At 45.1% G+C, this 25,792-nt stretch carries 24 protein-coding genes; 20 read left to right on the forward strand and 4 right to left on the reverse strand.

From position 1 onward, the window contains the following. Window positions 1-116: 116 nt before the first annotated feature. The 3 genes from apbC (at window position 117) to KIV41_RS07070 (ending at window position 4,294) form a co-directional block, all read left to right on the forward strand. Window positions 117-1,193, forward strand: a complete 1,077-nt coding sequence (gene apbC / locus KIV41_RS07060) for an iron-sulfur cluster carrier protein ApbC (protein ID WP_285335958.1) — start codon at window positions 117-119, stop codon at window positions 1,191-1,193. Window positions 1,194-1,374: 181 nt separating this feature from the next. Next, window positions 1,375-2,016 (forward strand): uridine kinase, encoded by a 642-nt coding sequence (gene udk / locus KIV41_RS07065; protein ID WP_010449330.1) that lies wholly within the window; start codon window positions 1,375-1,377, stop codon window positions 2,014-2,016. A gap of 190 nt (window positions 2,017-2,206) precedes the next feature. Then, the gene (locus tag KIV41_RS07070) at window positions 2,207-4,294 is read left to right on the forward strand and encodes an AsmA family protein (protein WP_285335959.1); all 2,088 of its coding nucleotides are present in this window, start codon (window positions 2,207-2,209) and stop codon (window positions 4,292-4,294) included. 80 nt (window positions 4,295-4,374) lie between these two features. Here KIV41_RS07070 and cobO read toward each other — a convergent pair whose 3' ends face one another. After that, complete coding sequence (cobO, locus tag KIV41_RS07075; RefSeq protein WP_285335960.1) at window positions 4,375-4,980, reverse strand: cob(I)yrinic acid a,c-diamide adenosyltransferase; 606 nt, start codon at window positions 4,978-4,980, stop codon at window positions 4,375-4,377. Between the two features lie 117 nt (window positions 4,981-5,097). Here cobO and KIV41_RS07080 point away from each other — a divergent pair, with 117 nt between their 5' ends. Then, complete coding sequence (locus KIV41_RS07080) at window positions 5,098-5,547, forward strand: low molecular weight protein-tyrosine-phosphatase (RefSeq protein ID WP_285335961.1); 450 nt, start codon at window positions 5,098-5,100, stop codon at window positions 5,545-5,547. Between the two features lie 92 nt (window positions 5,548-5,639). Here the strand turns inward: KIV41_RS07080 and KIV41_RS07085 are convergent, their stop codons facing one another. Then, a complete protein-coding gene (locus KIV41_RS07085; RefSeq protein WP_010449321.1) occupies window positions 5,640-7,199 on the reverse strand; it encodes a SulP family inorganic anion transporter in 1,560 nt (519 codons plus the stop codon). 325 nt (window positions 7,200-7,524) lie between these two features. Then, a complete protein-coding gene (rne, locus tag KIV41_RS07090; RefSeq protein WP_285335962.1) occupies window positions 7,525-10,545 on the reverse strand; it encodes a ribonuclease E in 3,021 nt (1,006 codons plus the stop codon). A 313-nt stretch (window positions 10,546-10,858) separates the two neighbouring features. On the opposite strand from rne, the gene KIV41_RS07095 reads away from it, so the two are divergent. Further along, entirely contained in the window at window positions 10,859-11,032 is a 174-nt protein-coding gene (locus tag KIV41_RS07095; protein ID WP_010449316.1) for a hypothetical protein, read from the forward strand. Between the two features lie 151 nt (window positions 11,033-11,183). Continuing rightward, window positions 11,184-12,128, forward strand: a complete 945-nt coding sequence (rluC, locus tag KIV41_RS07100) for a 23S rRNA pseudouridine(955/2504/2580) synthase RluC (protein WP_071234667.1) — start codon at window positions 11,184-11,186, stop codon at window positions 12,126-12,128. Between the two features lie 375 nt (window positions 12,129-12,503). Here rluC and KIV41_RS07105 read toward each other — a convergent pair whose 3' ends face one another. Beyond that, window positions 12,504-13,085, reverse strand: a complete 582-nt coding sequence (locus tag KIV41_RS07105; protein ID WP_285335963.1) for a nucleoside triphosphate pyrophosphatase — start codon at window positions 13,083-13,085, stop codon at window positions 12,504-12,506. 149 nt (window positions 13,086-13,234) lie between these two features. Between KIV41_RS07105 and yceD the strand changes: the two genes are divergently transcribed. The 14 genes from yceD (at window position 13,235) to ptsG (ending at window position 25,756) form a co-directional block, all read left to right on the forward strand. Continuing rightward, window positions 13,235-13,759 (forward strand): 23S rRNA accumulation protein YceD, encoded by a 525-nt coding sequence (gene yceD / locus KIV41_RS07110; protein ID WP_010449311.1) that lies wholly within the window; start codon window positions 13,235-13,237, stop codon window positions 13,757-13,759. A 59-nt stretch (window positions 13,760-13,818) separates the two neighbouring features. Further along, entirely contained in the window at window positions 13,819-13,989 is a 171-nt protein-coding gene (gene rpmF, locus KIV41_RS07115; protein ID WP_005396978.1) for a 50S ribosomal protein L32, read from the forward strand. A 10-nt stretch (window positions 13,990-13,999) separates the two neighbouring features. Further along, window positions 14,000-15,025 carry a phosphate acyltransferase PlsX gene (gene plsX / locus KIV41_RS07120; RefSeq protein ID WP_010449303.1) on the forward strand — a complete coding sequence of 342 codons (1,026 nt, stop codon included), beginning with the start codon at window positions 14,000-14,002 and terminating at the stop codon, window positions 15,023-15,025. A gap of 5 nt (window positions 15,026-15,030) precedes the next feature. Next, window positions 15,031-15,981 (forward strand): beta-ketoacyl-ACP synthase III, encoded by a 951-nt coding sequence (locus tag KIV41_RS07125; protein WP_038887080.1) that lies wholly within the window; start codon window positions 15,031-15,033, stop codon window positions 15,979-15,981. Window positions 15,982-16,057: 76 nt separating this feature from the next. After that, on the forward strand, window positions 16,058-16,981 hold the full coding sequence (gene fabD, locus KIV41_RS07130; RefSeq protein ID WP_010449299.1) for an ACP S-malonyltransferase: 924 nt from the start codon (window positions 16,058-16,060) through the stop codon (window positions 16,979-16,981). A 34-nt stretch (window positions 16,982-17,015) separates the two neighbouring features. After that, window positions 17,016-17,750: a 3-oxoacyl-ACP reductase FabG gene (fabG, locus tag KIV41_RS07135; RefSeq protein ID WP_010449297.1), complete on the forward strand. Its 735-nt coding sequence runs from the start codon at window positions 17,016-17,018 to the stop codon at window positions 17,748-17,750. A 245-nt stretch (window positions 17,751-17,995) separates the two neighbouring features. Next, window positions 17,996-18,229 carry an acyl carrier protein gene (gene acpP, locus KIV41_RS07140; RefSeq protein WP_004406112.1) on the forward strand — a complete coding sequence of 78 codons (234 nt, stop codon included), beginning with the start codon at window positions 17,996-17,998 and terminating at the stop codon, window positions 18,227-18,229. Window positions 18,230-18,322: 93 nt separating this feature from the next. Then, complete coding sequence (gene fabF / locus KIV41_RS07145) at window positions 18,323-19,570, forward strand: beta-ketoacyl-ACP synthase II (protein WP_010449277.1); 1,248 nt, start codon at window positions 18,323-18,325, stop codon at window positions 19,568-19,570. Between the two features lie 108 nt (window positions 19,571-19,678). Next, entirely contained in the window at window positions 19,679-20,494 is an 816-nt protein-coding gene (gene pabC, locus KIV41_RS07150; RefSeq protein WP_010449275.1) for an aminodeoxychorismate lyase, read from the forward strand. Continuing rightward, complete coding sequence (mltG, locus tag KIV41_RS07155) at window positions 20,491-21,507, forward strand: endolytic transglycosylase MltG (RefSeq protein WP_252040902.1); 1,017 nt, start codon at window positions 20,491-20,493, stop codon at window positions 21,505-21,507. The genes pabC and mltG overlap by 4 nt, the downstream gene beginning before the upstream one ends. Next, on the forward strand, window positions 21,504-22,136 hold the full coding sequence (tmk, locus tag KIV41_RS07160) for a dTMP kinase (protein ID WP_143692721.1): 633 nt from the start codon (window positions 21,504-21,506) through the stop codon (window positions 22,134-22,136). The genes mltG and tmk overlap by 4 nt, the downstream gene beginning before the upstream one ends. Window positions 22,137-22,160: 24 nt before the next feature. After that, window positions 22,161-23,123: a DNA polymerase III subunit delta' gene (locus KIV41_RS07165; RefSeq protein WP_282066132.1), complete on the forward strand. Its 963-nt coding sequence runs from the start codon at window positions 22,161-22,163 to the stop codon at window positions 23,121-23,123. Then, window positions 23,114-23,881, forward strand: a complete 768-nt coding sequence (locus tag KIV41_RS07170; protein ID WP_010449267.1) for a TatD family hydrolase — start codon at window positions 23,114-23,116, stop codon at window positions 23,879-23,881. The genes KIV41_RS07165 and KIV41_RS07170 overlap by 10 nt, the downstream gene beginning before the upstream one ends. A 444-nt stretch (window positions 23,882-24,325) precedes the next feature. Then, the gene (gene ptsG, locus KIV41_RS07175; RefSeq protein ID WP_182026211.1) at window positions 24,326-25,756 is read left to right on the forward strand and encodes a PTS glucose transporter subunit IIBC; all 1,431 of its coding nucleotides are present in this window, start codon (window positions 24,326-24,328) and stop codon (window positions 25,754-25,756) included. Window positions 25,757-25,792 lie beyond the last annotated feature (36 nt).

The following is a 25,792-nucleotide window of genomic DNA, read 5'->3' on the forward strand; positions in this document are numbered from 1 at the left end:
TTTTGGGGTTCTGAATCTTGTCTCTGGGTGCTACGATTAGAGTGTTATACCCAAGTGACTTCAAGATGCGAAAAGGCCTAAGCACTTTGAGGTCATTTAGGTATAAAGGAGGCGTCATGCACCAGTTCACTTCAAAACAAGACTTTTGTCATTGGCTTAACCAGTTCCAACATCCGCAGTTGGTGGAAAACTGGGCAGATATTCATGGGATGGTCGCGATTCCAGCGCAAGGCGGCATCCAAATTACTTTGCCATTCGCGAGCAACGAGCTTCAACAAGCGCTGAGCGATTGGATCAAAGAACAGCAAGCAGCAGGTGATGTCCCTGCGTTTGAGTTCCAGATTGAGCTCGGTGTCAAAGCGCTTGAAACCCAGGTTCAGAATGCAGTTAAGGGTGTTAAGAACATCATTGCAGTCAGTTCTGCGAAAGGAGGCGTGGGTAAATCGACAACGGCGGTTAACCTTGCTTTAGCTATTGCACAGTCGGGTGCGAAAGTTGGCTTGTTAGATGCTGATATCTATGGCCCATCGGTTCCTATGATGTTGGGGCAAGAAGACGCGAAGCCTGAAGTTCGTGATGCGAAATGGATGGAGCCTATTTTTGCTCATGGCATCTATACTCATTCTATCGGTTACTTGGTAGATAAGTCGGAAGCGGCTATTTGGCGCGGTCCTATGGCCTCCAAAGCGCTATCACAACTGCTGACAGAAACGGATTGGCCTGAGCTTGATTATTTGGTGATTGATATGCCACCGGGTACAGGGGATATTCAGCTGACGTTGTCACAACAAATTCCAGTAACAGGTACTGTACTTGTTACTACGCCGCAAGACTTAGCTTTGGCTGATGCTCGTAAAGGTGCTGCGATGTTCCATAAAGTGAATGTACCAGTGGTGGGCGTCGTGGAGAACATGAGCTATCACATTTGTAGCCAGTGCGGAGCGGTTGAGCACATATTTGGTACGGGTGGCGCTGAAAAAATGTCGCAAGAGTTTGGTTTGGCGTTGCTTGGGCAGATCCCACTTCATATATCAATGCGAGAAGATATTGATGCGGGTATCCCAACTGTGGCAAGACGTGCTGATAGCGAGCATGCAGGTTACTACAAACAACTTGCGGATCGTGTGTGTTGTACAATGTATTGGCAAGGCAAAGCAAAACCAGATGCTATCAGTTTTACTATGGTGAACTGAGTTTAATATCAAGGCCGGTTGAATATTGTGCATTTAAACGTTTGCTTGGCGGTTAATCCTCTGAGTAGATAGAAACTTATAACTAAACCCTAATTCCAACTAGTAACGAAGGGGTGAACTCCCTATAATCAGGCAGTTTATCTTTTTATGTGACTAGAAAATCATCATCGGGTGCAAACTAATGTCTGATAATAATCAATGCGTCATCGTAGGTATTGCTGGCGCTTCTGCTTCTGGAAAAAGTCTGATCGCGAGCACAATCTACAATGAGCTTCGCGAGAAAGTGGGCGATCATCAAATCGGTGTCATCACGGAAGATTGCTACTACAACGACCAAAGCCAACTAAGCATGGAAGAGCGTGTAAAGACTAACTACGACCACCCGAGCGCGTTGGACCACGACCTACTCTGTGAACACCTAGAGAAGTTGGTGCGTGGCGAAGCTGTAGAAGTACCAGAATACAGCTACACAGAGCACACTCGTACAAGCAACACCACTCCAATGACCCCTAAAAAGGTAATCATTTTGGAAGGTATCTTGCTGCTAACAGACCCACGCCTTCGTAATTTAATGCACGCGACAGTGTTTATGGATACTCCACTTGATATCTGTCTACTGCGTCGCGTTAAGCGTGATGTTGAAGAGCGTGGCCGTACTATGGAGTCGGTTCTTAAGCAATACCAACAGACAGTTCGTCCGATGTTCATGCAATTTATCGAACCTTCTAAGCAATACGCGGACATCATCGTACCTCGTGGTGGTAAAAACCGTATCGCAATCGACGTTCTTAAAGCGCACATTGCAAAACTTCTGAAAGCTTAAGCCTTTAGACGGCTATATCGCTTTATTTTTGTATAAAGAAGTGGCACCTTAAGTGCCACTTCTTTTTTTTGTTTTTAAATTAGCCAGTTGCAATACAAAATCGGACATTTTTCACGCTTTCGTGGAACTGTCAGCGATAAAAAAAGTCTGCGCTTATAATTGTAAAAACACCCGAGCAAGGAAAAAGCGAATGAAGAAACTGCTCTTAGTCATTGCCATCCCGATTGTGGCGATTTTGGCTGTTATTTTAGGGTTAGTGATTTTTGTTAATCCAAACCAATTTAAACCACTGATTGTGGAACAAGCTCAAAAGCAAACCGGCTTGGAACTGGTCATTGAGGGGGACATTAGTTGGCAGTTTTTCCCATCAATTGGCTTCGAACTGGGTCGCACTGAATTAAGAAACCCACAAGGCTTCAGCCAACCAAATCTATTTAAAGTTGAGACGGTCGGTGTAGATGTTTCCGTTACTCCTCTGTTCAGCAAACAGCTGGAAATTGGGAATGTCACTCTTGATGGCGCTGAGTTCTATCTTGAAACGCTGAAAGATGGTACCAAGAACATTGATGCGCTAACCAAAGCACAAACTCAGCAAGCAGAAAAAACGACTGAAGCGACTCCAGAGCAAGCGGTAGATTCACAGAGCACGGCTTCTGATTGGACGATCAATCTGGCTGGCGTCACCATCTCTAATGGCTATGTTGAAATCCAAGACAAGCAAGCGGGTAGCTACACTAAGCTGTCTGATATTTCTTTAAACCTTTCTCAGTTTGCCTTTGATAACTGGACAACGGCAGACTTCGGCGTGAAAGGTGAAATGAATGACCAGACGTTTACAGCGCAAGGTAAAGCGGATTTCAAACTGGCGAAAGGTTTAACTAGCTACGCTCTGAAAAACATTAACTTTGATGCAACTTACCGCGATCCTGCAAACAAAATTGAATCTGCGACCATTGGTTTAGACACGTTTGAGTTCGATAGAGTAAACAACCTAAGCTACGCATTAAAAGGCGAAGCAGGTGGCATGAAGCTTGATATGCAAGGTGGCGGTGAGCTAAACGTCGATAAAGCTATCAGCAAAGTGCAATTGAACAAATTGACGTTGAACTCAACGTTTGAAGGAGATGCGCTTCCACAATCACCAATGAAAGTCGATATGGCTTCAGACCTTTCATTCGATTTGGCTAAGGGCCACTTGAGCTTTGTTCTAGAGAAACTTACTGCAAACGCCATTGCACTTGATGGTAAAGCGGATGTGACTCTAGGCGATATTCCGAAAGTTCGCTTTGCTGTACACAGTCCTAACATCGACTTAGATGAGTTCCTTGGCTTAAATCAACAAGCACCAGTTAGTGACAAGCCAGCGTCCGGTGGCGAAAGTGCGCCAGCAGGGCCGGAAGTTGAACCAGACTTATCTGCATTAAAGACTCTGGATGTGAAAGGCGATATTACGATTGATAAGTTCAAAGCGGCTAACGCGAAGATGGAAGCGGTTAAAGCAAGCTTCTCTATCAATCGTGGTGTCTTTGACCTAACTTCATTCAGCTCTAAGTTGTACCAAGGTACGATTACTGCAACCGCTAAGCTAGACGCACGTAAATCACCTGCAACTTACTCAGCGAAGAAGTCAATTAAAGGTGTCCATATTCAACCATTGCTGATCGATGTAGCCAACAACGACATGTTGGAAGGTACTGGTAACATTGATGTAAACGTAAGTGGTAAGAGCTTAACGCCAACTGGCATCAAGAAGAACCTGACCGGCACGGTCGTGATCAATTTTGCCGATGGCGCTGTGAATGGCATTAACGTTGCTCAATTGATCCGAGAAAACTACGCGCGATTCAAAGGTCAAAGTCTAGAAGGTACAGATGAAGTTAAGAAAACCGACTTCAGTGCTATGACAGCGACCTTGAAGTTGAACAAAGGTGTAGTCTCTACCGATAATATGAAAGCGCAGTCTCCACTTCTTCGCGTTCGTGGTAAAGGTAAAGCGAACTACCTGAATGAAACGGTTGACTTCACCATCAGCACCTCGATTGTGGGCACGCTAGAAGGTCAGGGCGGTAAGAACATTGATGAACTGAAGGACATTACTATTCCTATCAATGTTTCTGGTAAGTGGGCAGATCCTAAGTTTAAGCTGGTCTTTGATGATGTGTTGAAGCAAAAAGCACAGAAAGAAATTGACCGTGGTGTAGAGAAGCTAACGGATAAGATCAAAGACGAGAAAACCAAAGAAGCAGTAGATGGCTTGCTGAAGAACCTGTTTAACTAACAGACCCTAGTAAAAGAAAAGGGTTGGCATTGAGCCAACCCTTTTTAGTTTGTAGTCTTTTCGGAAGCAACGACGGATGCTTACCAATCTACGCCTTTCAGAGCTTTAACACCGGATTCAAAAGCGTGCTTTACGTTCTTCACTTCGGATACAGTGTCGGCCATTTCGATCAAAGTGCGGTGTGCTCCGCGACCAGTAATGACGACAGATTGCATTTTCGGACGGTTGTTCAGCGCTTCGACCACTTCATCTAGGTCGATATAGCCATAGCTCACCATGTACGTCAGTTCGTCAAACAGAATTACATCAATCGATTCGTCGGTGAGCATACGCTTACACTCTCGCCAAACCAGTTGCGCTGCTTCAGTATCGGCAGTTTTGTTTTGTGTCTCCCATGTAAAACCCGTCGCCATGACTTGGAACTCAACACCGAGCTTTTCAAGTAGGTTACGCTCTCCGTTGTCCCATGTCCCCTTGATAAACTGAGCAACAGAACACTTCAAACCGTGGCCCACCGCTCGCGCAATAGTACCGAAGCCTGAAGTCGACTTACCTTTGCCATTACCTGTAATGATCAGCAATAAACCTTTTTCTTCTTGGGCGGCAGCGATCTTGGCGTCTACCTGTTGTTTTACTTTTTGTTGGCGAGCCTTATGGCGTGCTTCTTTGTTTTCTTCGATAGACATAGTACTTCCTCAATTCCTTTTTGTACCTTGTACGGGGTGACTTGGGTTCATTGAATTATCTCGCTATGATAGACCAACACACCGTGAAGAAAAACCATCGATAATTCAGGGAATAAAATGAAGAAACTACTCGTTGTTTGTATGGGAAATATCTGCCGCTCGCCAACCGGGGAGGCAGTGCTAAGAGCAAAAGCGCAAGAGCTAGGTGTAGTTGTAGAAGTGGACTCTGCTGGGACAATTGGCTACCACGCTGGCAACCAGCCTGATGCGCGTTCGATGCAAGCTGGTAAGCAACGAGGTTATTCGTTTAAAGGGATGCGTTCTCGAAAGGTAACATTAGAGGACTTTAAGGAGTTTGATATGGTGCTAGCCGCGGATAAAGCGAACTTGGCTGATCTTCTCGATCTTTGTCCTAGAGAGCATCGCCATAAAGTATCACTGTTTTTGAGTCACTCAAGTTCTGATTACAATGAAATCCCAGACCCATATTATGGTGGTGATGCAGGCTTTGAATTGGTACTTGATTTGATTGAAGAGGCGTCAGAAGCGATTTTGAAGAAGCTCTAAGCATTTACAACGTGCCAGATACCAAAAGGGATGAGTATTACTCATCCCTTTTTGCATTATTCATACAGCTAAAAACTGCAATTTATGTTGGCTTAGCCAGCCAGAATGTCAGTTGCAACTTTATAGCTTGGGTCTTCTTTTACGTTGATTTCTACCAAGCTACCAGCTTTATCTAGAAGCTTGCGGCAGTCTGGGCTCAAGTGGCGTAGGTGAAGTGTTTTACCTAGTGCAGCGTAGCGCTCTGCCAAAGTTTCAATCGCTTCGATTGCGGAGTGATCTGTTACGCGAGAGTCTGCGAAGTCAACGATAATATCTTTTGGATCGCCGTGCGCGTTAAACAGTTCTAGGAAGTTTGCCGCTGAGCCGAAGAAGATAGGGCCGTGAATCTTGTACTCTTTTGAGCCTTCATCATTTAGTCGAGTATCGGCATAGATATGTTTCGCATGTTGCCATGCAAACATGAGAGCAGATGCTACAACGCCCACTGCAACCGCAACCGCTAGGTCAGTTAGAACCGTCACAACTGTTACTAGAACAATAACGAAGAAATCTTGTTTAGGTACACGACGTGCCAGTTTGAATGTCGCCCATTCAAATGTGCCGATAACCACCATGAACATTACACCAACGAGCGCGGCTAGAGGGATCATCTCAATCAGCGAAGAAGCAAATAGGATGAACATCAGTAGAGCGATTGCAGCAACGATACCTGATAGACGGCCACGACCACCTGAGTTCACGTTGATCATTGACTGGCCGATCATCGCACAACCACCCATTGCACCAAACACTGAACAAGTCATGTTCGCCATACCTTGACCAATACATTCACGGTTAGATTGACCACGTGTGTTGGTCATTTCATCTAGCACCGTTAGCGTCAGTAGAGACTCAATCAGGCCGATAGCCGCAAGAATGATTGCGTAAGGTAAGATGATTTGCAGTGTTTCAAGAGTGAAAGGTACTGCTGGAATAGAGAAGGTCGGAAGAGAACCCGCCAAAGTCGCTGCTTCGTCACCAGACATAGTACGTAGGAAGTCAACAACTGTACGCGTTTCTAGATCCAAGCCAACCACAAGAGCCGTCACCGTCACGATTGCTACTAGAGAAGACGGTACCGCAGTTGTGAGCTTTGGTAGGAAGTGAATGATCGCCATTGTTAGCGCAACGAGCCCCAGCATTAGCAGCATTTGGTCTTGTGGTAGCCAAGTTAGCATGCCGTTGATGTCTGGTGCTTTAAACTGGCCTAATTGTGCTAAGAAGATAACAATAGCAAGACCGTTTACGAAACCAATCATTACCGGGTGAGGTACGATTCGGATGAATTTACCTAGCTTGAATAGACCAGCTGCGATCTGAAGAATACCCGCCAGCATAATAGCAGCAAATAGGTATTGAACGCCGTGAGTCGCGACCAGCGATACCATAACAACGGCCATTGCGCCTGTTGCACCAGAAATCATACCTGGGCGACCACCAAAGATAGAGGTGATAAGGCCAACAATAAAGGCTGCGTACAGGCCAACCATAGGGTCAACACCGGCAACGAATGCAAATGCAACGGCTTCAGGGACCAGTGCTAATGCAACAGTTAGGCCTGATAGCACGTCGTTTTTTACGGAGTGCTTAGAAAATTGAGGGAATTCGAACATGTTTTGTATTGAGTTCTCTTGGCGATGAATTTCTCTCGACACATATTCGTATTTGCACAAGCACTGGTGGTCGAAGTTGTTACTTCGTATCAGCGCAAACCGTAGTAAAAAAGAGCAGCATCAGAATGGTGTCGAAAACTTGAGTCGGCGAATGCTACCGAAAAGTGTGATTAAGTTCAAGAATGAAGGGGATATTGACGCACAAATGTGATCCGTCATTGATATTAATATGGCTAATTAGAGTTAACACTTACTTCAACAAAAAAGGCTGCCAATTGGCAGCCTTTTGCTTCTTATTTCGCTTAATGCGATGACAAGCTAAAACTTAGTTAAAGTTAGGCTTTGTCATTCCTGAAGATGCACGGTTAGTCGCTACTTGGCTACCTGCACCTTTTGGTGCGTAGCGCTCAGCTTTAAACGGTGCTGCTGAAACAGTAATCTCGCGAAGCTCTTGAGGACCTGGTGCTTTAGTCATCGGAGCACTAGCGCGTGGCTTAGCTGCTACTTTGATAACTTCAGCTTTAGGAGCTGGTGCAGCGATTGGTGCTTCTACTGCAACTTGCTCTACAGTGTCTTCTACCACTTCAACTACTGGCTCTTGAGCTGCTTCTGTGGTGGTTTCAGCTTGCTCTACCACTGCTGGTTCAGCCACTGGTGCTGCTGCAATAGGTGCTTCTACAACCGGTGCTTCTACAACTGGAGCTTCTACTTTCGTTTCTACAGGTTGTTGAACTTTTGGTTCAACCACTGGCGTTTCAACGACTGCAGGTTGTTCACGGCGAATGATCACTTTACCCATCGCCATTTCAGGGCAAGCAAAACCACCTTGGATTGCAGGTACTGCTGTCGCTACTACCGCTGCTTCTTCCTTCACTCGCTCTTCCTTCTTAGGCGCTGGTTTTGGAATGTAGCGTGGCATCACTTTGCCCATTGCCATCTCAGGAGATGCTACACCACCTTTACGTAGGCGGAATGGGTTAGGGCGACGATCGCGACCACGACGACGACGTTGACCGCTTGCACGTAGGTGACGCGGTGAACGACGGTTACGACGTTGTTTTGATTCTGCTTTGTTATCCTTATCCTGTTGAGTCTCAGCCACTGCCTCTACTGGCTTCTCTACAGGAGTTTCAATCGCTTTTACTGGAGCCTCAGCTACCTGTTCTGAAGCTTGCTGATCTTTAACGCGTACAGATTTGTTAAGTTTGCGACGTTGACGGCGCTCTTTAACTTTTTCTGCTTTCGCATTTGACTTCGCTTTGCTCTCTTCAGGTTTCGCTTCAGAGCCAGTACGAGCTTCAGCCGCAAGCTGTAGACCTTTTTCCGCTACCTTAGCGTTTGCTTTCTGCTCTTGAGCTTTATCAGCTTGCTGAGCTTTTGGTTTGCGTTTTTGGTTACGGTTTTGCTGTTTATTAGGCTGTTGTGTTTCGTTTTGCTCTGTTGCTTGCTCATCACGTGGCTTGCGACGACGTTTGTTATCGCGGTTATCTCTGTTGTCACGTGGGTTACGGCGACGGTCGTTACGATCACGTCTGTTGTTACGTTTGTTGTCGCGTGCAGGCTTAGTTTCTTCTTGCTTAGGTTCTTCTTTTTCTTCGTTAGAACCAAATAGGAAGCTGCTTAATGCTTTGAACAAACGACTAAACAAACCAGGTTTTTCTTCTTGCTCTACGTCTTTCTTCTTAGGCGCGGCAGCCGCAGCAGCAGGTTTCGCTGCTGGCGTTGGAGCTGATTGAGTTGAAGAAGCAAAGCCTTTTAGTACAGGTTCTTCGATCTTCTTAGGCTTTAATTCAGTCTCTGGTACTTCTTTGCCTTCTGCTTCTTTCATTGCTTCCAGTTTCTTTGGAAGTAGGTAAGAAAGCAGGTCGAACTCTTCGCCTTCACGAACACGAATCACTTCAAAGTGCGGTGTTTCCATATCTGAGTTAGGAACAACCGTGATCTTCACTTCTTGTGTACGCTCAATGTGGTTCACAGAGCGACGCTTTTCGTTTAGAAGGTATGATGCGATTGGAACAGGGACAACTGCCAGCACTTGAGCTGTATTGTCTTTTAACGCCTCTTCTTCGATTAGACGAAGTACAGAAAGCGCTAGAGACTCGTTGTCACGAACAACACCAGTACCTGTACAGCGAGGACAGATGTGGTGGCTTGCTTCTGCTAGAGATGGGCTCAAACGTTGACGAGACATCTCCAATAGACCGAAGCGAGAAATGCGACCAATTTGAACGCGAGCGCGATCTAGACGAACGGCTTCACGTAGACGGTTTTCTACTTCACGCTGGTGGCGTACAGGTGTCATATCGATAAAGTCGATAACTACCAGACCACCAAGGTCACGCAGTCGCAACTGACGAGCAATTTCATCAGCAGCTTCAAGGTTAGTGTTAAGTGCTGTTTCTTCGATATCACCACCCTTTGTTGCACGAGCAGAGTTAATATCGATAGAAGTCAGTGCTTCTGTTGGGTCGATAACGATAGAACCACCAGACGGTAAGCGCACTTCACGTTGGAAAGCTGATTCAATTTGGCTTTCGATTTGGTAGTGGCTGAACAGTGGAACTTCACCATCATATTTCTTCACACGGTTGATGAAATCTGGACGCACTAACTGAATATGCTCTTTCGCACGTTCGTAGATAGTGTTGCTATCGATCAGGATTTCACCGATATCACGACGTAGGTAGTCACGGATTGCACGAACAATAACGTTACTTTCTTGGTGGATTAAGAATGGAGCAGGGTTAGAATCTGCAGCACCTTTGATCGCTCCCCAATGATTTAGGAGTACGTTTAAATCCCACTCTAGTTCTTCAGCACTCTTACCAACGCCAGCTGTGCGAACAATTAAACCCATACCTTGCGGCAGTTCAAGAGTACTCAATGCAGCTTTTAGTTGCGTACGCTCATCACCTTCGATTCGGCGAGAAATACCGCCAGCTCGAGGGTTGTTAGGCATCAGAACTAGATAACTACCAGCTAAAGAGATGAAAGTAGTCAGGGCTGCACCTTTACTACCACGCTCTTCTTTTTCCACTTGTACGATTACTTCTTGGCCTTCGGTCAGCACTTCTTTAATGCTTGGTCGGCCTTGGTAAGTGTAACCTTCAGGGAAATATTCGCGGGCAATTTCTTTAAGAGGAAGGAAACCATGACGCTCAGCACCGTAATCAACAAATGCGGCTTCTAAGCTTGGTTCAATACGTGTGATACGTCCTTTGTAGATATTCGCTTTTTTGGACTCATGACCTGGACTCTCGATATCAAGATCGAAAAGTCGCTGGCCATCAACCAGAGCGACACGCAACTCTTCTTTTTGAGTTGCGTTAATTAACATTCTTTTCATTGAAAATTTCTCGTTGTCTTTTCTTTTGTCTTTCTAGTCAACTTGTCACTGTTTTTTCGCTCTTTCACGGTGCCTGATCCCATGGCTATATTTTGCAGCCTCCCGGCTGGAAGGGGATGCTCTTGGGCACTTCAGTCATCACAAGTCTAGTTTAGGTTTCGTTGGAAACGCAGGCTTGTGACCCGCTATATGGTGCGGTAGATACTCAACGTGAATATGCGAGGAGTAGAGTAACAAGTGTGTTGAATTCAGCATGTCTTACGCCAATGCAGCACCTGAGCTTCAACAATCTACTCACATTGCTTGGGGATAAATGATTGGTAATGAACAAAATGTAACCAAACCTTCCTTAGCAGCTGTGAACTATAGCAGTGCAGGTGGATATCAGCAATCTGCTTTCACGCAAACGTTGGAAAATTTGGCGCTAAATTCAAGTTTTGTAATTTATAACTGGCTGTTTCATAAGCAGTTGAGTCTAGAAAATTGAAAAAGAGGCAAAGCAGATTGAGAAGTTGGCCAAGAGTTTTGATAATTGAAACAAAAGGTTGGCGTGTTTTAGAACTATTTATGGCAACAAGTATTTCTTTTGTGGCAAGAATAATGTGAAGTCGTACAGATTTGGGTTTACAATACCGCGCATGAGCGAAATAAGAACACAAGTCCAGTTCGTCGATATCGACGAAGATATGGCGGGTCAACGCATTGATAATTTCTTGCGTAACCAATTAAAAGACATCCCAAAGAGCATGATTTATCGAATTGTGCGCAAGGGCGAAGTACGCGTAAATAAAAAGCGCATTAAAGCCGAGTACAAACTCAAAGCAGGCGATCTTGTTCGTATTCCTCCAGTTACGGTAGAAAAGAAAGAAGACGACGTTGCACCAAGTACCAAGCTAAACAAAGTGGCAGAGTTAGAAGATAAGATCATTTTTGAAGATGATCATATGCTGATTCTTAATAAGCCTTCTGGAACCGCAGTTCATGGTGGTAGTGGTTTGAAGTTTGGCGCGATTGAAGCACTTCGTGCTTTGCGCCCACAAGCTCGCTTCCTTGAGTTAGTTCACCGTATCGACCGTGACACTTCCGGTATATTGCTTGTTGCGAAAAAGCGTTCGGCACTACGCCACTTACAAGCACAGTTCCGTGAAAAGACAGTGAAGAAGTTCTACTTTGCACTTGTCATGGGGGAGTGGAAAGCAAGCTGTAAGGTTGTTAATGCACCACTGCTAAAAAACGAAGTGAACAGTATTGTTCGAGTGAACCCAAATGGTAAACCGTCAGAAACACGCTTCAAGATTTTGGAAAAGTTCGACCAAGCAACGCTAATCCAAGCAAGCCCGATTACTGGTCGTACTCACCAGATTCGTGTGCATACCCAATATACAGGGCACCCAATTGCATGGGATGATCGTTACGGTGACCGCCGCTTTGATGCTTATACTGGGCAAGTTGGCTTGGATCGTTTGTTCCTTCATGCGGCGAACATCAAGTTCCAGCACCCATCGAATGATGAGTGGATGGAGATCAACGCGCCGATGGAAGCGAAATTAGAGAAAGTCTTAGCGGGTTTGCGTAAAAAGTAGAGGCAAGAGTATCTACACCCTTCGGGGCCGCAAAAAGCTATGTAAAAGCCGATGTTAATACATCGGCTTTTTTGATCGTAGAAAGCTTTTTAGAGAGTGGCGGCAGCTTTGCCTGTTGAGTTATGAGAACTTTGTGCTCAGCAATACCGTTGAAAGAGATCCCCAACTCGCTCGTTTCTCACTTTTGAGGATGACGTGCAGTGAATTCTGAATTTAAGTGGGTTATGACTTACTTTTTGATGGATGAGCTTAAACGACGTCATTCCCGAAAGCGACGAAGGAGCGTTGTCGGGAATCTCTAGTTGAGATGCAAAGTCATTAGCTTGATGACTGCTTACACCGTCCATATCAACCCTTTGGAGTCTTCTGTATTCCCTACAAAACCTCTAACCCTTGCTTTTGCAGCATATCGATCAAATCAATCAGTGGCAGGCCGACTAGCGTATTCGGGTCTTTGCCGACTAACTTCTTAAACAGACAAATCCCCATACCCTCGCTTTTAAAACTGCCAGCGCAGTAAAACGGTTCTTCTCTGTCAACGTAACGCTCGATTTGCTCGCGAGCCAAATCTCTGAAATGTACTTCAAAGGTATCGAAGCCGACTTCAGTATGATTTGTAGCGGTGTTATGTACCGCAAGCCCGGTATAAAAAGTGATGGTTTTACCGCTTTGAGCTAATAGCTGTCTGATTGCGTTTTCTCGGCTTAGCGGCTTACCCACAATTTCACCGTCGATAACACAAACTTGGTCACTGCCAACGACCAAACTGTCCTGAGTTGTGTGGCAAGATGTCGCTTTTCCAATCGCGAGCCTTTGAACGAGCTCTAAAGGGGGTTCATTAGGTAAAGGCGTCTCGTCACAGTCTGGTGATAAGCAAGTAAAAGGTACTGCTAGTTTTTCCAGCAGTTGTTTACGAAAAGGAGAGGTTGAGGCTAAAACCAGTTGGTAATTTTTCATTTTGAATTACAATTCGCACAAGCATTTTCACTAGGATAATCGATCAAAATCGATTCTGGCTAATGCTCTGTATGATAAGCGTAAAAAAGTACAACTTTTTTTCCTTTTTCTTTGACTAATTTTGATTTGGAAGATAATATTCGCGCCCTATGCAAAAGGTAAAAATACCGCGAACAGTTGATCCGGCGAAGTCCGCACAGAAACGATTAGATTACGATGGCATCATCCAAGCTAGTCTTTTCAAGCGCTTAGCGGAAACAACTGAAGGCGTAAAACGCGACGCAGAAGTCTCATTGTCATTTGATATTGATGAACAGCGACTTGTTGTTATCTCTGGTAAAGCTAACATCGAAGTCGATTTAGAGTGTCAGCGTTGTAATGAGGTATTCACACATTTGTGTGAAGTTGAATTCCTTTACACTCCTTACTACGGTGAGAAGACGGAAGAGGAAGCACCAGAAATTTATGATTTGGTAGATCTAAATGAGTACGGTGAATTAGACCTTATACAACTAGTTGAAGACGAGTTCATCTTAACATTACCTCAAATCGCAATGCACGATGAAGCGGATTGTAGCGTTGATTCAAATAACATGGTTTTTGGTGAGATTCCTGAAGAAATTGAGGAAGAAAAACCGAATCCATTCGACGTTTTGAAAAATCTGAAAAAGTAACTGGTGTGGTAGCCGCTTCTTCTTTAGGTTTTTAACCCAATAGTATAGGAGTAGGGTCAATGGCCGTACAGAAAAACCGTAAAACTCGTTCTAAGCGCGGTATGCGTCGTTCACACGATGCGCTAACTACAGCTGCACTATCTGTAGACGCGACTTCTGGTGAAACTCACCTACGCCACAACGTAACTGCTGAAGGTTACTACCGTGGTCAAAAGGTTATCAACAAGTAAGGTTGAACCTTTGCAAAGTATTACCGTTGCACTTGATGCAATGGGCGGGGATTTCGGTCCACGCGTAACAGTGCCTGCCGCCGTGCAGGCACTGTCTCATTTCCCAGAGCTAAAAGTGATTCTTATAGGTGATCAATCTCTGATCACGTCTCAATTATCTCAACTAGGTGCCTCTACCAGTTCTCGTTTGAGCATTCTTCATAGCGAGAAAGTGATATCAAACTCAGAAAAGCCATCTTTAGCATTACGCAATAGCCAAAACAGCTCTATGCGTATGGCCATCGATCTTGTTTCTGAAAGCGAAGCAGACGCATGTGTGAGTGGTGGCAACACCGGTGCGCTTATGGCGCTCTCACGTTTCATTCTTAAACTGCTTCCTGGTATTGAGCGTCCTGCTTTAGTTTCCGCATTACCAACTATCAGCGGCAAGCGTACCTGGATGTTAGATCTTGGTGCGAATGTGTCGTGCGATGCCGACAGTTTGTTCCAGTTTGCAGTGATGGGCAGTGCATTAGCTGAGGAGCACCTCGGTCATCCACCTCGTGTGGCTGTACTAAATATTGGCGCTGAAGAAATCAAAGGAAACGATTTGGTCAAGCGCTGTGCAGAAATGCTTTCTCAAACCGACGCAATTAATTTTGTGGGTTATATTGAAGGTAATCAAATTTTGCATGACGTAGCCGATGTCATTGTTTGTGATGGCTTTGTTGGTAACGTATGCTTAAAAGCCAGCGAGGGAACAGCACAACTCTTTATCGAAAAACTTAAAACCAGCATGATGGCATCAACGATAAAGGGATGGATTGCTAGAAAGTTGTTTTCTCGGCTATTTAATGAACTAAAAACACTGAACCCCGACCAGTATAACGGCGCAAGTTTGCTAGGATTGCGCGGCATTGTCATAAAAAGCCATGGAAGTGCGGATGTATCTGCGATTGTCAATGCACTTGGCGAGGCAGTACACGAGGTCAAACGACAAGTACCAAGCCGTATTAGCGATCGTTTGGAAGCGGTTTTACTCGAGAGGCATTATTAGTCTTCATGCATAGCAAAATATTAGGTACTGGCAGCTACCTGCCATCTCAGGTGCGTACTAACGCAGACCTAGAGAAAATGGTAGATACAAGTGATGAGTGGATCGTAGCTCGCACGGGTATTAAAGAGCGTCGAATTGCAGCAGAAAATGAAACGGTTGCAGACATGGCATTCTACGCAGCTGAAAACGCTATCGATATGGCCGGCATTGATAAAAATGATATCGACCTAATTATCGTTGCTACTACTAGCAGTAGCCATACTTTCCCTTCATCTGCGTGTCAGGTGCAGGGAAAGCTTGGCATTAAAGGTTGTCCAGCATTTGACTTGGCCGCTGCTTGTTCAGGCTTTGTATACGCCTTATCTGTTGCTGATCAACACATCAAATCAGGTATGTGTAAAAACGTACTCGTGATTGGTGCAGACGCATTATCGAAAACGTGTGATCCAACGGATCGTTCAACCATCATCTTATTTGGTGATGCGGCAGGAGCGGTAGTGGTTGGCGCGAGCGAAGAGCCGGGTATCATCTCTACACACGTATACTCAGACGGTCAATTTGGTGATCTGTTGAGTCTGCCGGTGCCAGAACGTGGCAAAGATGCGGACAAATGGCTGCACATGGCGGGTAACGAAGTATTCAAAGTGGCAGTAACTCAGCTATCTAAGCTAGTGAAAGACACACTTGAAGCGAACGACATGCACAAGTCTGAACTAGACTGGCTAGTGCCGCACCAAGCGAACTACCGCATTATTTCAGCGACAGCGAAGAAGCTTTCGATGTCACTAGACCAAGTCGTGATTACACTTGATAAGCACGGCAACACATCAGCGGCAACTGTGCCAACAGCACTGGATGAAGCAGTACGTGATGGTCGAATTAAACGCGGTCAAACTTTACTTCTTGAAGCGTTTGGTGGCGGATTCACTTGGGGCTCGGCTCTGGTGAAATTCTAAGTTTCATAAGAATTCAAAATTTAAGATGCGCTACCGTGCATCTTATTTCTTTTTACTTTGCTTAAAGGAAAACAACATGAGCAAGTTTGCTATCGTATTTCCAGGCCAGGGTTCACAAGCTGTAGGTATGCTTGCTGATCTAGGCGAACAATATGACGTAGTAAAACAAACATTTGCAGAAGCATCTGACGCACTAGGTTACGACCTATGGGCGCTTGTTCAAAATGGACCTGCAGAAGATCTAAACCAAACTTTCCGTACACAGCCTGCATTGCTAGCTTCATCTGTTGCTATCTGGCGCGTATGGCAAGAGCTTGGTCTTGAGCAACCAGCAAACCTAGCGGGTCACAGCCTAGGTGAGTACTCAGCACTAGTATGTGCTGGCGTGATTGACTTTAAAGAAGCAATCAAACTGGTTGAGCTACGTGGTCAACTTATGCAAGAAGCCGTACCAGCAGGTACTGGTGCAATGTACGCGATCATCGGTCTAGATGACGAAGCGATTGCAAAAGCTTGTGAAGAAGCTGCGCAAGGTGACGTAGTTTCACCAGTAAACTTCAACTCGCCTGGTCAAGTTGTTATCGCAGGTAGCAAAGACGCAGTAGAGCGCGCGGGCGTACTATGTAAAGAAGCGGGTGCAAAACGTGCACTTCCTCTTCCTGTTTCAGTGCCTTCACACTGTGCACTAATGAAACCAGCAGCAGAGAAACTAGCGGTTGCGCTAGAGTCTATTGAATTCAACGCACCACAACTTCCAGTTATCAACAACGTTGATGTGGCAGCAGAAACGGATCCTGCAAAAATCAAAGACGCACTTGTTCGTCAGCTACACAGCCCAGTTCGTTGGACTGAGAGCGTGCAGCTAATGAGCGAGCAAGGCGTAGAAAATCTTCTTGAGCTTGGTCCTGGCAAAGTACTGACAGGTCTGACTAAACGTATCGTGAAAACACTAAGCGCAGCAGCTGTTAACGACGTAGCGTCGCTAGAAGCTGCTAAGTAATTCGTTCACGATAAGAAAAGGAAAACACAACATGATGAATCTAGAAGGTAAGATCGCTCTAGTGACAGGCGCAAGCCGTGGCATTGGTCGTGCGATTGCTGAGCTTCTTGTTGAACGCGGTGCAACAGTAATTGGTACTGCGACTTCTGAAGGTGGCGCAGCAGCGATCAGCGAATACCTGGGTGAAAACGGTAAAGGCCTAGCACTTAACGTGACTGACGTTGAGTCTATCGAAGCGACACTAAAAACCATTAATGATGAGTTCGGTGTAATCGATATTCTAGTTAACAACGCTGGTATCACTCGCGATAACCTACTAATGCGTATGAAGGATGACGAGTGGAACGACATCATCAATACGAACCTAACGCCAATTTACCGCATGTCTAAAGCGGTTCTTCGCGGTATGATGAAAAAACGCGCAGGTCGCATCATCAACGTAGGTTCTGTTGTTGGTACTATGGGTAACGCTGGTCAAACGAACTACGCAGCAGCGAAAGCAGGCGTAATTGGTTTCACTAAATCAATGGCTCGTGAAGTCGCTTCTCGTGGTGTAACGGTTAATACAGTCGCTCCTGGTTTCATCGAAACTGACATGACTAAGGCGCTAAATGATGACCAACGTGCAGCAACGTTATCGAACGTGCCTGCAGGTCGTCTAGGTGACCCACGTGAAATTGCATCAGCAGTAGTATTCCTAGCTTCACCTGAGGCAGCTTACATTACTGGTGAAACTTTGCATGTAAATGGCGGCATGTACATGGTTTAATGCACAGTTCGTGCAAAATAAGCTATTTTACTTTATGAAAAATAGCCTATAGTTGCTGTTAACTGTCATTAAGTTGTGATGGTCGTGCACAAGATTTGTGCATGATTTAAGTCAAAAATGTATTGAAATTCGGTTAAATTCGCTAATTTTGTGGTTTGACCAGCAAGGACCCCCTTGCAACTTTCCATAGTTCGAATAAACTACGGAATCATCGCATTAGGCGAAATCTGTAAAGGAAAAGAAAAATGAGCAACATCGAAGAACGCGTAAAGAAAATCATTGTTGAACAGCTAGGTGTAGACGAAGCAGAAGTTAAGAATGAAGCTTCTTTCGTTGACGATCTAGGTGCTGATTCTCTAGACACAGTAGAGCTAGTTATGGCTCTAGAAGAGGAATTCGACACTGAGATTCCTGACGAAGAAGCTGAGAAAATCACTACTGTTCAAGCTGCAATCGACTACGTAAACAGCGCTCAGTAATTATCTCTCCCAGGCGGTCTCCTAGACCGCCTGTGTTCTTTCTAACTTCTTCTATCCTCTCATAGAAACATTCAATTCCCGGAGAATTATATCGTGTCCAAGCGTCGTGTAGTTGTCACAGGCATGGGTATGTTGTCACCGGTAGGCAACACAGTAGAATCATCTTGGAAAGCCCTGCTAGAAGGTCAAAGCGGAATCGTTAACATCGATCATTTCGATGCAACGAACTTCTCAACTCGTTTTGCAGGTCTTGTTAAAGATTTTGATTGCACAGAGTACATGTCTAAAAAAGATGCTCGTAAAATGGATCTATTTATCCAGTACGGCATCGCAGCAGGTATCCAAGCGTTGGATGACTCTGGCTTAGAAATTACCGAAGAAAACGCAGCTCGAGTTGGTGTCGCAATCGGCTCTGGTATTGGCGGTCTAGACCTAATCGAAAAAGGTCACTCAGCACTTGTTGAGAAAGGCCCGCGTAAAGTTAGCCCATTTTTTGTTCCTTCGACCATCGTAAACATGGTTGCAGGTAACCTATCTATCATGCGTGGTCTTCGTGGTCCAAATATCGCGATCTCTACTGCATGTACTACAGGCCTTCACAACATCGGCCACGCAGCTCGTATGATTGCATACGGTGATGCAGAAGCGATGGTAGCAGGTGGTGCCGAGAAAGCATCAACACCGCTAGGCATGGCTGGTTTCGGCGCGGCTAAAGCATTATCGACTCGTAATGATGAGCCTCAAAAAGCGTCTCGTCCATGGGATAAAGGCCGTGACGGCTTCGTTCTTGGTGACGGCGCGGGTATGATGGTTCTTGAAGAGTACGAACACGCAAAAGCTCGTGGCGCTAAGATTTACGCAGAGCTTGTTGGCTTTGGTATGTCTGGTGACGCTTACCACATGACTTCTCCAAGTGAAGATGGTTCAGGTGGCGCACTAGCAATGGAAGCCGCGATGCGTGATGCAAACATCATCGGTACGCAAGTTGGTTACGTTAACGCTCACGGAACATCAACACCTGCTGGTGACGTAGCTGAAATCAAGGGTGTAAAACGTGCTCTTGGTGAAGAAGGCTCAAAACAAGTATTAGTATCTTCGACTAAATCGATGACTGGCCACCTACTAGGTGCTGCAGGTTCTGTTGAAGCTATCATTACGGTTCTTTCTCTGGTTGACCAAATCGTTCCACCAACGATTAACCTAGATGATCCTGAAGAAGGCCTAGATATTGACCTTGTACCGCATACTGCGCGCAAAGTTGATATGGAGTACGCAATCTGTAACTCGTTTGGCTTTGGTGGCACAAACGGTTCACTTGTATTCAAAAAATTCGCTGAGTAAGAATCTCTAACACTGTTTTAGAGTAGCGATACTTGTATTCTAACGGCTCGATGCTTAGCATTGAGCCGTTTTGTTTTATTTGTCGATCAGAAATCAAAGGGTATCTGAATGTTCTGGGTAAATGGACTTCCACAAACGCATGTTTCGCTCGGTGATCGCTCATTTCAGTATGGTGATGGCTGTTTCACTACTATTAAGACTAAGTACGGTCAACTGGAGCACTGGCAAGCGCATATTGAACGTATGGAGGCGTGTCTAAAAACATTGCAAATACCTTTCCCAGATTGGAATACGGTTTTTGATTGGGCGATGCTCGCGGTCTTAAATGACGAGGCGGCAGGAATCAAGATTCATATTAGTCGTGGTTGTGGTGGTCGAGGGTACAGCCCAAGCGGTATAGATGGTCCGGTTGTGACTATTTCGAACTTTGCATTTCCTTTTCATTATGCTCAGTGGCAAGAAAATGGTGTGCAGTTAGGTATTTGTGAAACCCGCCTTGGCATCCAACCATTACTTGCAGGTCACAAGCACAACAACCGAATAGAGCAGGTTCTCGCAAAGGCGGAAATTGATGGTTCTGAATTTGCCGATGCTGTGACGTTAAATGTGCAAAATCATGTCATTGAAACTACAATGGCAAACCTTTTTTGGGTTAATGATAAAAGGGTATACACACCGGATTTGAGTTTGTCCGGTGTGGCCGGCGTAATGCGCCGTAAGGTATTGGAGTTTCTCCAAGCTGAAGGTTACCCGGTGAAGGTAGCCCAATTCACACTGACAGATTTGCTTGATGCAGAAGAGGTGTGGATGTGTAACTCACTATTGGGTGTAGCGCCGGTTTGCGGTATTTCAACACCAGAGAACAAGATTGAACTTCCAATTGGAAAACTGACTCGACGACTTCAAGGGAATCTAAATACGTGATTAAAAAACTGTTTGCTTTTGTTGTACTGATTGCCGTTATTGGTGCAGCAGGTGCTTTTTACGTTGTTTCACAGACTAAGCAATACGTTAACTCGCCAATCCTTATAGAACAGCCACAGCTGTTCAGCGTTGAAAATGGCACCAGCTTTCACCGAGTCATGCGTGATTTAGTGAAAGATAATATTATTGAAGCTTCTGATTACACCCGCTTAATGCCTCACCTTTACCCAGAGCTTCTTCAAGTGCGAGCAGGCACTTACCAACTAGAGCCAAAGCTTTCGCTTTATCAAACGTTAGAACAGCTCAATACGGGCAAAGAACATCAGTTTGCAATAACATTTGTGGAAGGTAGTCGCTTTTCTGAATGGGTTGAACAACTAAGTACAGCACCTTATGTAAAACATGACTTAACCGGATTATCTGAAAAAGAGATGGCTGAAAAGCTAGGTATTGAGCGCGAAAAGCTTGAGGGCTTATTCCTTGCCGAGACCTACCATTACACAGCAGGCACGAGTGAAAGTCAGATCTTAGAGCGTGCTCATACTAAGTTGAACAATATTCTTGATGCTCATTGGGAAGGGCGCCAAGAGAAACTGCCGATTAAAGACAAATACGAAGCTCTGATCCTTGCTTCAATTATTGAAAAAGAAACGGCAATCGACTCGGAGCGTGAACGAGTGGCGTCTGTATTTGTCAACCGTCTCAATAAACGCATGCGCCTGCAAACTGACCCGACCGTTATTTACGGAATGGGTGATGCGTACGATGGTAATATTCGTAAAAAAGATTTACGTACTCCAACGCCATACAACACATACACAATCAACGGTTTGCCACCAACACCAATCGCTATGGCAGGCGAAGCGTCGATTGAAGCTGCTTTAAACCCAGAAAACAGCAAATATTTATATTTTGTAGCAAGCGGAAAGGGCGGACATGTATTTTCGAAATCCCTTGCTGAGCACAACCGTGCTGTACGTGCCTATTTAAGAGAACTAAGAAAGAATAAATGATGAAAGCAAACTTTATTGTCGTTGAGGGCCTAGAAGGCGCGGGTAAAAGTACTGCGATTAAAACCGTTTTAGACACGCTGAAAGCGGCGGGTATTGAAAACATCGTCAATACTCGTGAGCCGGGTGGTACACCACTGGCTGAGAAAATGCGCGCGTTGGTTAAAGAAGAGCACGAAGGCGAAGACCTAAAAGATATGACCGAGCTGCTTTTGCTTTACGCCGCGCGTGTTCAGTTAGTTGAGAACGTGATTAAACCAGCACTAGCAAACGACCAATGGGTGGTGGGTGACCGTCATGATTTGTCTTCTCAAGCTTACCAAGGTGGTGGTCGTCAAATCGATGCGTTGCTGATGAAGAACCTGCGCGATACGACTCTAGGAGAGTTTAAGCCTGCTTTCACTTTGTACATGGACATTGATCCGCGCGTTGGCCTTGAGCGTGCACGCGGTCGTGGTGAACTCGACCGCATCGAAAAGATGGATATCAGCTTCTTTGAGCGTACTCGTGAGCGTTACTTGGAACTCGCGAATGCAGATGACTCTATCGCAGTTATCAATGCAGAGCAGTCGATTGAAGAAGTAGCACAAGACATCAAAGCCGCTTTGAACGAATGGCTAGCATCATTGTAAGCAGGATGTGGATTGAGGTGATTCATGCTAAATGACTTTCCATGGTTACAACCCGTTTGGGATAACCTCAAAACAAGTTTGGATTCAGAACGAGTTCCAGGTGCACTGTTATTACAAAGTGAGAAAGGCTTAGCCGTTGAAAAGTTGGTTGAGCTCTTTAGTCATTCACTTTTATGTCAAAACTACACCAGTGAAGCGTGTGGGTTCTGCCATAGCTGCCAGTTGATTCAGTCAAACAGCCACCCTGACTTACACTGGGTCAAACCAGAGAAGGAAGGGAAGTCAATTACGGTTGACCAGATTCGAGGGTGTAACCGTCTTGCTCATGAGTCTTCCCAGCTAAATGGCTACCGTGTGTTTATTATTGAGCCTGCGGATGCGATGAACGAGTCTGCATCAAATGCGTTGTTGAAAACACTCGAAGAACCGGGACAGAAGTGTTTGTTCTTGCTGGTGACGCATAATCAAGAGCGATTGCTTCCAACCATTCAGAGCCGTTGCCAGCAGTGGGTAGTTACGCCGCCTTCAACAGAACAAGCAATGAGTTGGATGAGCGAGCAGGGCGCCTCGAAAGTGCCGCCGTACGCACTCAAGCTAAACATGGGGTCCCCCATAAACACACTAGAAGCGGTAAAAAACGGTGAGCTTGATGAGTACCAAGTGTTTGAGCGCTGCTTTATAGATACTTTGTCTTCTCCCGTTTCTGATGTGTTTCAATGTGCGTCTTTAATGGCTAAGAACCCGGACAAAACATTGGATTGGGCTTGGCACTTGTTAGCGGATGCACAAAAAGCGCAATTTGGTGTGGTCGAAGTGGACCAACTTCCGGGGGCTGATAAGTTTCCTCCGAGCAACTACAACGGCTTATACTTAGCAGCACAAAAATTGCTCGAATTAAAGGCTCAAATGCAAACCTTCCCAGGCTTAAACCTTGAGCTACTTTCTATGAATTGGTTAATTGAATCACGAGAGGCATTATGTTCGTAGATTCGCACTGTCATTTAGACAAATTGAATTACGATGATCTTCACATCAACGTTGAAGACGTTATTAATAAAGCAAAGCAAGCGAATGTCACAGAGCTTCTATCGGTTGGCGTAACGCTGGACTCGTTTCCTAAGATGCTGGAGTTGATCACACCTTATGAGAATGTTTATGCTTCTTGTGGTGTTCATCCACTCGACGTGGAAAGTGCGTTTTCATTAGAAACGCTACACCAACATGCATCGCACGAAAAGGTGGTGGCGATTGGTGAAACGGGCTTGGATTATCACTACAAGCCAGAGACAGCAGCACTGCAAAAAGAACGTTTTGAGCAGCAAGTTGACTTAGCTGTCGAATTGAACAAGCCACTTATCATCCACACTCGTAATGCACGAGAAGATACATTAGAAATTCTTCGTAATGGTGGTGCCGAAAAATGTGGTGGCGTGATCCACTGTTTTACTGAAGATCTAGCATTTGCAGAAGCGGCGCTTGATTTAGGTTTCTACATCTCAATTTCAGGTATTGTGACCTTCCGCCAAGCAACAGAACTAAAAGAAGTTGTGAAAGCTTTACCACTAGAGAAGTTGCTCATTGAGACGGACTCGCCGTATTTGGCTCCTGTTCCTCACCGCGGAAAAGAAAACCAACCAGCTTATGTAGTGGAAGTTGCGGCCTATATTGCGCAGCTAAAAGGGTGTGCTTTATCTGAGGTCGGGCAAAAAACCACCGAAAACTTCCGAAATCTTTTTTTGCGTTAGAAATCATTAAATAGTTTAAAAAAGGGGCGCAAGCCCCTTTTTTGTTGATTAAAGCAACAAAACTACTAATTAATTTAATGTTTACTAAAAATGTTGATTTACTGAAGGCCTAAACCTACAAATGTAATTTTGTTACTAAAAATAACATCGTGGTTTATTTTATTTACGCACTAAAATTAATTTTATAGATATAAAACCAGTTAAAAAACAACAATTTAAGTGTGGTGCAAACCTTTTCATTAGCTCGTTTTTCATGTGATCTAAGACTTGTTTTGAAACTAAATTTCGTAACTGTGTGGAAAGTTTGAGGGTCATCAATATATATTTAGAGCCGGAAAATATAATGCAACGTGTGGTTACATTTTCATTGGGTGCTAACATTTAGGCTACGGGGGTGTGCCGTTAGTGCCCAAATAATACTTATAATTTATCAGGAGCATAAACATGTTTAAGAACCTTTTTGCAAACCTGCAAAAAGTTGGTAAAGCTCTGATGCTACCAGTATCAGTGTTACCAGTCGCAGGTATCCTACTAGGTGTTGGTGCTGCCCACCTAAGCTTCATTCCAGAGATCGTTTCGAACCTAATGGAACAAGCTGGTGGCTCAGTATTCGGCCAAATGGCACTTCTATTTGCTGTTGGTGTAGCACTTGGCTTCACAAACAACGACGGTGTAGCAGGTCTTGCTGCAATCGTTGGTTACGGCATCATGACAGCTACACTAGGTGTTATGGCTGGCATCATGGGTGTTGAGAAAATCGATACAGGTGTACTAGGTGGTATCCTTGTCGGTGGTGTTGCTGCTTGGGCATTCAACCGTTTCTTCAAAATCCAACTTCCAGAGTACCTTGGCTTCTTCGCTGGTAAGCGTGCTGTGCCAATCATCACTGGTTTCGCTGCGATTATCCTAGGTGTTGTACTATCTATCGTGTGGCCGCCAATCGGCGGTGCAATCTCTGCATTCTCTGACTGGGCTGCGCACCAAAACCCACAACTAGCGTTCGGTATCTACGGCGTTGTTGAGCGTTCTCTAATCCCATTCGGTCTACACCACGTTTGGAACGTACCATTCTTCTTCGAAGCAGGTACTTGTGTGAACGCTGCTGGTGAAACTCAAAACGGCGTACTAACTTGTTACCTAGTTGCTGATGAAGCATCTCGTGCTGCTGGTAATGGCTTCGGTCAGCTAGCGGGTGGTTACATGTTCAAGATGTTCGGTCTACCAGCTGCAGCAATCGCTATTGCTCACTGTGCTAAACCAGAAAACCGCGCGAAAGTAATGGGTATCATGGCGTCAGCTGCACTGACTTCATTCCTAACTGGTATTACAGAGCCAATCGAATTCTCATTCCTATTCGTTGCTCCACTACTATACGGTATCCACGCTCTACTAGCTGGTTCTGCATACGTTGTTGCTAACACTCTAGGCTTCGTACACGGTACTTCATTCTCTCACGGTCTGATCGATTTCCTAGTTCTATCTGGTAACGCTCAGAAGATGGGTCTAATGATTGCTGTAGGTCTAGTTTACGCTGCAATCTACTACGCAGTATTCCGCACTGTAATTACAGCACTTGATCTGAAAACTCCTGGTCGTGAAGATGAATCTGAAGATGCAGTAGCAGCTACTGGTTCTGACATGGCAGGTGAGCTTGTCGCAGCATTCGGCGGCAAAGCTAACATTACAGGTCTAGACGCATGTATCACTCGTCTACGTGTTGCAGTTGCTGACACAGCAGCAGTTGACCAAGACAAGCTAAAACAACTAGGCGCTGCTGGTGTTGTAGTTGTAGCAGGTGGTGTTCAGGCTATCTTCGGTACTAAGTCTGACAACCTGAAAACTGAAATGGATGAGTGGATTCGTAACCACGGCTAATCTCAATCATTCATAAAAAAGGAGGCTTCGGCCTCC

The sequence above is a fragment of the Vibrio sp. D401a genome (genome assembly GCF_030248515.1).
GTDB lineage: Bacteria > Pseudomonadota > Gammaproteobacteria > Enterobacterales > Vibrionaceae > Vibrio > Vibrio rotiferianus.